Consider the following 9277-nt stretch of genomic DNA (forward strand, 5'->3'; position numbering starts at 1 on the left):
CCGTGTTCCCCATGGTCGGACATACGCGGGTCCACGGAAGCCGCCGGCACCCGGCCCGTCACGGGCAAAGGCAGAAGCCCCAGGTCACGGAGAGTGAGTCCTGGGGCTTCCACAGAGCGGCGTTCGGGCATCGCACCCGTGACCTGCGTGTGACGAGATCACCAGTGCCGGTGACGCGTGGTCCCGCCCGTGCCGTCGATACGGCTCGCTACGACAGCTCGACCTGGACCGTCAGCTCGGTGGCATCCTCGTCGGCCCGGAGCTCAAGCTCGGACACGTTGCCGGCCGCCTTGATGTCCGAGCTGAGCAGCGCGATGCTCTCCAGCACCTCGGCGGGCGCCTGTACCACGACCCGGGCGACTTCCGCCCGCATCGACAGCTTCGCGGTGGACTTGGCCTTGCGGACGACGGCGATAGCCGAAGCGGCTACGTCCGCCAGCTCCGGCCGCCCGTCGGCGGCACCCGCCGCAAACTCCTCGAGTGACGGCCATGCGGCCAGGTGCACCGTGGAGTCATGAGTCCACGACCAGGTTTCCTCCGTGGTGTAGGGCAGAACGGGGGCGAACATCCGGGTCACGACGTCGAGCGCGGTGCGCAGCGTGGCCCGGGCCGACTCCGCGCCCTCCTCGCTGCTCTTGCCGTAGGCGCGCTCCTTGACCAGCTCGACGTAGTTGTCGCAGAAGTACCAGAAGAAACGCTCGATGCCGTCCAGCGCCGACGTGTAGTCGAAGCCCTCGAGCGCGGCCGTCGCCTCGCTCACGGTCGTAGCCAGCTTCGCCAGCAAGGCCTTGTCCAGCGGATCAGTGGTCTCCGCACCGGCGGCCGGGGCAGGCAGCGAGAGCACGAACTTGCTCGCATTGAGCAGTTTCACCGCGAGCCGCCGGCCGATCTTCATCTGCTGCGGGTCGAAGGCGGTGTCAGTCCCCGGACGCCCGCTCGCCGCCCAGTAGCGGACCGCGTCCGCACCGTACTCATCCAGCAGATGACCGGGGGTGACCACGTTCCCCTGGGACTTGGACATCTTCTTGCGGTCCGGGTCGAGGATCCAGCCGGAGAGCGCGGCGTGCTTCCACGGGGTGGTGCCGGCCTCCGAGTGGGACCGGACCACGGTCGTGAACAGCCACGTACGGATGATGTCGTGCGCCTGCGGGCGCAGGTCCATCGGGAAGACCTGGGCGAACAGCTCCGGGTCGGAGAGCCAGCCGCAAGCCAGCTGCGGGCTCAGCGAGGAGGTCGCCCAGGTGTCCATGACATCCGGTTCGCCCATGAAGCCGTTGGGCTTGCCCCGCTGGTCTTCCGTGAAGCCGGGAGGACAGTCGCTGGACGGGTCGACCGGAAGCATCGATCCGTCGGGGACGATGGGCTCGCGGTAGTCCGGCTGGCCCTCCTCGTCCAGTGCGTACCAGAGGGGGAATGGCACGCCGAAGAAGCGCTGACGGCTGATCAGCCAGTCGATGTTGAGACCCTGGACCCAGTCGTTGTAGCGGGACTGCATGTGCGGCGGGTGCCACTGGATCTCATTGCCACGAGCGAGGAGTTCGTCGCGGTGCTCAACGGTCCTGATGAACCACTGCCGGCTGCTGACGATCTCCAGGGGCTTGTCGCCCTTCTCGAAGAACTTGACCGCACGCGTCGTCGGACGCGGGTCGTCGATCAGACTGCCATCGGCCCGCAGCGCCTCGACGAGGAGCTCGCGGGCGCTGTGCACCGTCTTGCCCACGATCGTGTCGTAGATCGCCTGCGCCCGCTCGGCGTCCTCGGTCGGCAGGGTCTCGAAGTCAAGCGCGAGCAGCCTGCCGTTACGGCCGATGACCGTACGGGTCGGAAGCTGGAACTCGCGCCACCACATCACGTCGGTCATGTCACCGAAGGTGCAGATCATCGCGATGCCGCTGCCCTTCTCGGGGTCGGCGGCACGGTGGGCGACCACCGGGACCCGGACACCGAACAGCGGCGAGACGACTTCACTGCCGAAGAGCGGCTGGTACCGCTCGTCGTCGGGATGCGCGACCAGCGCCACGCAAGCCGGAAGCAGCTCGGGCCGGGTCGTCTCGATGAAGATGTCCTCGGACCCGTGCTTGAACGCCACCCGGTGGTACGCACCCGAGGCGTCCTTCTCGATCACTTCGGCGTTGGCGACCGCCGTCTGGAACGACACGTCCCACATCGTGGGCGCCTCAGACTGGTAGGCGTCACCGCGCTCGAGCAGGTTCAGGAACGCCTGCTGAGAGACCCGCTGAGCTTCCTTGCCGATGGTCGTGTATGTCATCGACCAGTCGACCGAGAGCCCCAGCTTGCGCCAGAGCTCCTCGAAGACGAGCTCGTCCTCGGTGGTCAGCTTTTCGCACAGCTCGACGAAGTTCTGCCGCGAGATGCTGATCGCGGGTGCCTTCTTGTCCTTGCCCGTCCGCTCTGCGACGGGGGTCGGCGCTGTGAAATCCGGGTCGTACGGCAGCGACGGTTCGCAGCGCACCCCGTAGTAGTTCTGCACCCGGCGCTCGGTCGGCAGACCGTTGTCGTCCCAACCCATGGGGTAGAAGACGTGCTTGCCACTCATCCGCTGGAAACGGGCGACAATGTCGGTGTGCGTGTAGCTGAAAACGTGCCCCACGTGCAGGGAGCCGCTGACCGTGGGCGGCGGAGTGTCGATCGAGAATACGGCGTCACGACTGCCCGGCCGTCCGAAGCGGTATACGTCGGCCTCACTCCAGAACTGCGACCACTTCGATTCCAGCTCGTCGAGCGAGGGCTTCTCCGGAAGCGGAGACCCGTAGCGCGTCACGCCGACACACCCTTCCCAGTTATTCCTGCACCTTGAGACCGGCCGAATGGCGAAGCCCGCCGATAGCGGCGACCTCGGCGCGGATCCTCAGCGATACCGATGAGTCGCGACTCGACCCCAGGGTTAGTGTAGGCGCCCCAAGCTCAAGCCCCTACCCGCGCCTTTCCCGACGATCACTGGCGCAGCGGCGCCCGGACAGTCCCGTCACCGCCTCCCACTAGTGCTGACCATCCCCAGGTGGACAGGACTGAGCCGGCCCGTCGGCACGGGACCACCGCAGGTCGTTCGCCTCGCGCGCAAGGCCCGGCCGCAGCGAGGCCCCGGCCGGGCCGGGGAGAGGTGGTCAGGATGCCGCCGCCTCGGTGGCGTCAGACCGTGGTGCTGGCGCCGTCCGGCATACTGCGGGCCATGCTCCAGTAACCGAGGGTCCTTACCATTCCCATGGCACGGTTCAGGCTCATGATGGGCTCGTTGGCTTCGTCGTTGAGTGCTGTGACGACCTGAACACCGGCTCTCCGTGCCTCGGCCAGCTGGGCGGCCTTCACCGCTTTTCCGACCCCGCGCTTGCGGTGGTCGGGGTCCACACCCGTGAAGATCGTGTGCCAGACCGACCCGCCGGCCTCCGGGGCCAGCACCGACAGTCCGCAGGGGATCGCCTCCCCGCCACCGGACGGCTCCAGCTCGGCCAGGAGGAAAATCGCGCCGCGCGGAATGGCCTGCAGGACGGAGCCCAGGTCGACGCTCGCCCCGGTGCCGAACGGTACGGGGAAACCGATGAGGCAGCGGCTCGCGACTGCGGTCAGCAGCTCCGTGTCCGTCTCGATGTCGAGCCGGCGCATGCGCACCACGCGCCCGTCGGCCACCTTAGCGAGCCAGCTCTGGAGATCCTCCTCCCGCTGGGGAACGTCGATCTTCCAGCCGACGCTGTGGTTCGTCACCATGAGGCCGTACCGCTCAGCAAAGTGCCGTCCGCGCGGGAGATCATCGCGTAGTGCGCAGGTGAGCGTGGTGAAGTCGGATCGGCCACCGAGCGCCGAGGCCACCTCGCCGGCCAGCAGGGTACCGATGCCCCGACCGCGCTCGGCCTCCGCGACCACCACCCGGACCGCTGCGGTGCCGGGGAGGCTGGGTACCGCGGTGAGCGCTGCCGCACCGACGACGGCGCCGCCCCGGTCCGCCACCAGCGCGTGGCTGACGTGATCGGGACCGTCGGCGGTCAGTAGCTTGCGCAGCTGGAAGCGATTGTCGTAGGCGCTGGAGGTCGCGAGCAGCTCCACGGCGTCATCGACGTCCGCGGATCCGAGTGCTCGTACCACTACGCCCGGGATCGAACGGTGCTCGGTCAACGGGGTACTCCTGATTGCGTAAGGGTGGGCAGGCCGAAGGCCTGCCCTGTGAGGGTGGCCGGGGGTTCTTGGCAGGAATCCACCATCGGGGCGGGGGGCCGGTTCATGACCAGGGGCGCGGACCGATGACCGCGCCGCGCTCGCGGACGGTGATCGCCATCGCCGGGCAGGTGTCCGCAGCGTCGAGCAGGGTCTCGTCCGGCTCCACACTGCTGGTCACGGGCCGGGCGTGCACTCCGACCAGAGTGAAGCGGTCCGAGGCCAGGGCCGCGCACACACCCGAACCGATACAGACGTCCCGGTCCACGTCGAGGTTCCACGTCACGGGTCACCAGCCAACGGGCATGATCCGGGGCGCACGGACGATCGTCGGGGTCTTCCAGACGACCTCGCCCGCCATCGTCAGGCCGGGCAGCTTGGAGAGGAGTGCGCGCAGCGCCTCCTGCAGTTCGAGTCGGCTGAGCCCCGCGCCTGGGCAGTGGTGTACACCGTGGCCGAAGGCGACGTGCTGCCGGTTCTCCCGACCGAACACCAGCGACTCCGGAGTATCGAACTGGAGCACGTCCCGGTTGGCGGCGCTGACCGAGACGAGTACGGGCTCACCGGCACGCACCAGCACTCCGCCGACCTCGACGTCCTCCTTGGCGTAACGGGGAAAACTACCCCCCGCGGCGAGGAGTGGAACGAACCGGTTCAGCTCCTCCACGGCCTCGGGTATCAGCTCGGGGTCCTTCCGCAGCTGTTCCCAGTTCTCCGGGCGCTCCAGAAGCACATGGACGAAATTGGAGATCTGACTCGCGGCGTTCTCGTGGCCGGACGTGAGGACCCCGGTGGCCACCTCGGCCAGTTCGAGGTCCGACAGCCGCGCGGTCGCGTCGCTGACCTCGATCAGACGGGTCGCCATGTTGTCGGTGGGTGTCTTGCGCTCACCTTCGATGAGGCCGCGCATGTACTGCCGCATCTGTGTGCGGACGCCGTCGAACTCCTCTGCGGTGAGCGGGCTCGTCGAAAGCCATGCATCGCTCCAGGACCGGACGGTGGGACGGTCGGCTTCGGGCACACCGAGGAGCTCGCACATCACGGTGAAGGGCAACGGCATGGAGAAGCCTTCGACCAGATCGGCCGGCTGCCCGTCGGCGACCATGTCGTCGATCAGACGCTCCGCGATCTCCTGCACCTGCGGCCGCAGCTCCTGGACCGTGCGTGGGGTGAGCGCCTTGGCGACCAGGGCACGCAGATAGGTGTGTTCCGGCGGATCCATGCTCAGGATGCCGGCGACTTTGTTGTCCGGCGTCAGCCGTGGCGCGTCCTTCACCGCGGCCATCGCCCGGCTGAAGCGCGCGTCTCCCATCACGAAGCGGGCGTCGGCGTAGCGGGTCACCAGCCAGGTCGGCTCGCCATAGGGCAGCTGGACGCGAATCAGGCCATCCGCCTCTCGTGCGGCCGCATACGCCTCGCTCAGGGCCAAACCACCGTCTCCTTCAAACGGGTAAGCGGCGAGGTTGTCGTGGACGGGATGAGTCATGGGACAGGCTCCTCGGTTCGGTTGATCAAACAGCTGGATCGAGCTGACGCCTTCGGCGCCCTGCTCATGCGCGCGTGGCGTTCGGGCGGGGGATGAACTCACCCGGCGACGCCCTTGTACATCTCTTCCAGCGGCTGGTGACCGTCCCAGTCCGGATTGAATACCTCCTTGAACCTCTCCTCGCTCCAGGACCCGCCTGAGAGCTCGATGAGCCGTTGCACGAGAGCGCGGCAGAAGATCTCGTAGCTCCGCTCGTCCGCGGGGCCTTCCAGCGTCCAGTCCCTCGGCTCGTACACCTTCGGCATCAAGGTCTCGTCCTGGTCGAACGCCGCCGAGTCGAGGAACACGCCCTCGTTGTGGGTGTAGTACTGCTCATCACGTTCGATCAGCTCGACGAACTCCTCGGTGAGGCGGTCCGCCGAACTCAGCAGCCGGGCGAGCTTTCCACCCATCACCGTTTCGTCACAGGGACAGTCGGTGCCGTGGGTCCGGGAGAACTTGAGCAGGATCCGGTGGTCTTCGAGCGCGTCCGGGACGATGCGGTTGTAGTAGACGCGCGTGCGAAGGGCCAGCCAAGCCGCCCATGCGTCGAACGAGCCGCGCGAAACGTAGTGGCCGAGCGTGTTGAGGAGCTTCTCGTAGCGGCTGCGGACCCGGATGTCGAAGTGGTGGACGAACGCCGGCAGCTCGGCCGTCCTTCCCTCCCTGTCCGACTTGATGAACTCACCGATGAGCTTGTTGTTCTCGGTGAAGAGCCATGAGGAGGTGGCGAACATCGGATCAAGCACCGTCGCGGCATTGCCCGTCAGGAACCATCGGTCCTCCGAGAACTGCTGCTTGGCAAGGCGCGCCAGCCTCTTGCGTGTGCCGAAGCTGCGAAGCGTCGAGTCCGGCCCGAGGATGTCACGCAGGGCACGGTGCTCTCGAAGGAACGCCAGCAGTTCCTCGCCCGATCCGACGGCGGGCTCCGTGTGACGCCTGTCGAAGACGACACCGATGCTGTACTGCGAATCGGAGAGCGGCAGCAGCCAGATCCAGTAGCCGCGGTACATGAAGTAAGTCATCGACGACGCGCGGCCCCAGTGCGGAACGCGATGGCGCCAGGCGCTGTCACCCAGTGCGTCGAGGGACAGGCATCCGTCGAAGCGGGCCCATGAAGCCGCGATCGGGTTGCGATCCTCCTCAGGGACCAAATCGAGCATACGGGCGAGGGGGGAGGCCTCTCCCGCCGCGTCCACGAGCCACTTGCAGCGGATGACGCCCGCAGTGGTACGGACCAGGTGACCGTTCTCGCGGTCGAGCGTGATCGCCTCGGCGGGCGACTCGTCTGGACCACAGTTCAGGACGGAGGTCCCGAGCAAGACCCGGACACCGCTGTTGCGGTTCAGCTCGCAGAGGTCGCGCTCCATCGCGGGCCGGTCGATCAGATAGGTAGGAATGGGATGGGGCCGCTTGCCGCCGATTTCTGACATTCGCTCGATCGGCAAGTCCTTCTCGGGTGAATCGAAGAAGAAGCGCATACCCGAACTGACATAGTGGTTTTTGCGCAGGTAGGGACCTATCTGAAGAATCCGGTTGGCGTAGTTGGTGAACTCCTCACCAGAGGATTCATCCAGCCCCGGCGGGAACTCCACCTCCTTCTCGAGCACCACGATGTCCAAATCGGGCTGCTCCAGACGCAGCTGCCGGGCCAGAGTGCCCCCGGCCAGCCCGGCGCCGATGATCAGAACGTCACACGACAGGTCTGAATCGTTTTTCATCTCTTACTCTCCGTCCGTCAAGCGCGGCCTGTCGATCGGCTTACGCGCGCTGAAAAGTGCCACTGATCCGACGAGCTGAACTCTCACTTCGTCGAATCGCTCCCGCAGGGCGCTCTCCAGGCCGTGCGCCGTGTCCAGGGAATTGTGGAAGTGGCCGCGTTCGTTGTAGGCCTTAAGCAGGTACCTGGCGATCGCGTTGTGCCGGCCATCGCGCACGACCGTCGAGCCGAACACCACACCGTCCCGACTCAGGAGCGGCACGAGGTGATCGAACACGACGCTTTTCTCTGCGATTGATCCAGGGAGGCAGTGGAGCAGGTAATTCAAGCCAATGGAATCGAACTTCGCCAAATCGTCCGATATCGGCTCCAGCACGTTATAGTGATGGATTTCCGGCGAGTATTTGCCCGCAGCCCCGGCCGCGTACTGCAGGCTGTTCTCGTTGATGTCCATGAGACCGAGCCGGGGGCTTGCGACTGGGTATCGGCAATGGGCGACATAATACCCGGTACCAACTCCAACATCGAGATGGTTTCCGGAGACATGCTCGTCATACATCCGGAGCAGGCGGGGAGTTGAGCATCGCCAGCCAAGCCGGTTACTGAAACCCAAGACAAAGAATCGGTAATAGTTGAGCCCCCAGCGCGTATACGCTTGCTGCCCCTCTTGCACTTCTTTGGTCAATTCCATGGAAATCCTTTTCATTCAAACGAGGGAAGGTGAGTTGACAGAATTCGGGAAATCGCCTCCACGTTCTCCGGTGACAGCATCGTCACGTGGTTGCCGGGCACGCGGTGCGTGGCGAGACCATCTAGGGCGATGGGCTCCCAGGCCGTGTCCGGGTGCAGGGGATCGATGCCCGGACGGCGCTCTTCGGCGAGGAAGTACAGAATCTTGCCTTCGTAAGGGCGGGGTCGATAGGTGCGGAGAGCCTCCATGTTGGCCCGGTAGACGTCGACGACTCGCTGGGCAAAGGAGGCACCCGGCTCTCCGGGGCCGAACGCGACCGTGTCCATTTCCTCGCGGTCCGGTGGCATCTGGCCGGGTGCGGGGGAGTCGAATACGGCCAGCAGGTGCACGGTTTCACCAGCGGCTCGCAGTAGTTGCGCCATTTCCAGGGCCACGAGGCCTCCGAATGACGCGCCGCCCAACGCGTAGGGACCGGTGGGCCGCTGTGCCCGAAGCTGCGCGAGATAGCGCGAGGCCATCTCCTCGATGCTCCGCAGCGGTGCGGCCGCACCGTCGAGACCTCGCGCCTGGAAGCCGTAGACCGCCTGCTCGGGAGGGAGCAGGCGCGCAAGCTCCCGGTAGAAGAAGACGCTTCCACCGACGGGGTGCACGAGGAACAGGGGTACGCCGGCTCCGTCCCCCTGCTTGAGCGGCACGAGCTCGCTCTCCCCGGCATCGGCGGACGGCGTCAACGCTGCGTCCACCAAGTGTGCGAGCTGCGCCGCCGTCGGAGAGTCGAGCACGACATGGCTGGACAGCCGGGCCCCCAAGCGCGCCTCGGACCGCGCCACGATCCGCATCGCGAGCAGTGAATTCCCTCCGATTTCGAAGAAATTGTCGTGGACACCGATCGGGTGGACGCCCAGGGTCTCCTCGAGCTCTGCCACGACGCGCTCCTCGGTCATCGACCGCGGTGCGACGTACGTGCTGCTCAGGACCGGGCGTGCGTAGCCCTTCGAGGCGGGGGCCGGGGCAGCCACGGTCTCGACCCGCGTCAGTGACGGATCAACGGCGGGACGTCCAGGCGCCTCTATCCAGTAGCGCTTGGTGTCGAATGCGTAGGTGGGCAGGGGCACGCGTCGCGGTGAGCGGTTCGTGTGCAGGGTGGACCAGTCGATCGGGACACCGTTCACCC

At 66.4% G+C, this 9277-nt stretch carries 7 protein-coding genes; all 7 read right to left on the minus strand.

Annotated features, from left to right (window positions below):
* Window positions 1-208: 208 nt before the first annotated feature.
* Window positions 209-2782: a valine--tRNA ligase gene (valS, locus tag AC07B0_RS28355; RefSeq protein WP_469379419.1), complete on the minus strand. Its 2574-nt coding sequence runs from the start codon at window positions 2780-2782 to the stop codon at window positions 209-211.
* A 368-nt stretch (window positions 2783-3150) separates the two neighbouring features.
* A complete protein-coding gene (locus AC07B0_RS28360; protein ID WP_478899169.1) occupies window positions 3151-4128 on the minus strand; it encodes a GNAT family N-acetyltransferase in 978 nt (325 codons plus the stop codon).
* A 103-nt stretch (window positions 4129-4231) separates the two neighbouring features.
* Window positions 4232-4453, minus strand: coding sequence for a ferredoxin (locus AC07B0_RS28365; protein ID WP_478899170.1), 222 nt, complete (start codon window positions 4451-4453; stop codon window positions 4232-4234).
* Between the two features lie 3 nt (window positions 4454-4456).
* Window positions 4457-5653, minus strand: coding sequence for a cytochrome P450 (locus tag AC07B0_RS28370; protein WP_469379425.1), 1197 nt, complete (start codon window positions 5651-5653; stop codon window positions 4457-4459).
* A 98-nt stretch (window positions 5654-5751) separates the two neighbouring features.
* The gene (locus AC07B0_RS28375; RefSeq protein ID WP_478899171.1) at window positions 5752-7413 is read right to left on the minus strand and encodes an NAD(P)/FAD-dependent oxidoreductase; all 1662 of its coding nucleotides are present in this window, start codon (window positions 7411-7413) and stop codon (window positions 5752-5754) included.
* Window positions 7414-7416: 3 nt separating this feature from the next.
* Window positions 7417-8103, minus strand: coding sequence for a class I SAM-dependent methyltransferase (locus AC07B0_RS28380; protein ID WP_478899172.1), 687 nt, complete (start codon window positions 8101-8103; stop codon window positions 7417-7419).
* 11 nt (window positions 8104-8114) lie between these two features.
* On the minus strand, window positions 8115-9277 hold a 1163-nt coding region (locus AC07B0_RS28385; RefSeq protein WP_478899173.1), incomplete at its 5' end, for an alpha/beta fold hydrolase.

The sequence above is a fragment of the Streptomyces sp. NPDC044704 genome, assembly GCF_056433525.1.

What these genes read in the sequence shown, in the direction of transcription:
- AC07B0_RS28370 (WP_469379425.1), bottom strand. Translation starts at nt 5,653, where the DNA reads ATGACTCATCCCGTCCACGACAACCTCGCCGCTTACCCGTTTGAAGGA.
- AC07B0_RS28375 (WP_478899171.1), bottom strand. Translation starts at nt 7,413, where the DNA reads ATGAAAAACGATTCAGACCTGTCGTGTGACGTTCTGATCATCGGCGCC.
- AC07B0_RS28380 (WP_478899172.1), bottom strand. Translation starts at nt 8,103, where the DNA reads ATGGAATTGACCAAAGAAGTGCAAGAGGGGCAGCAAGCGTATACGCGC.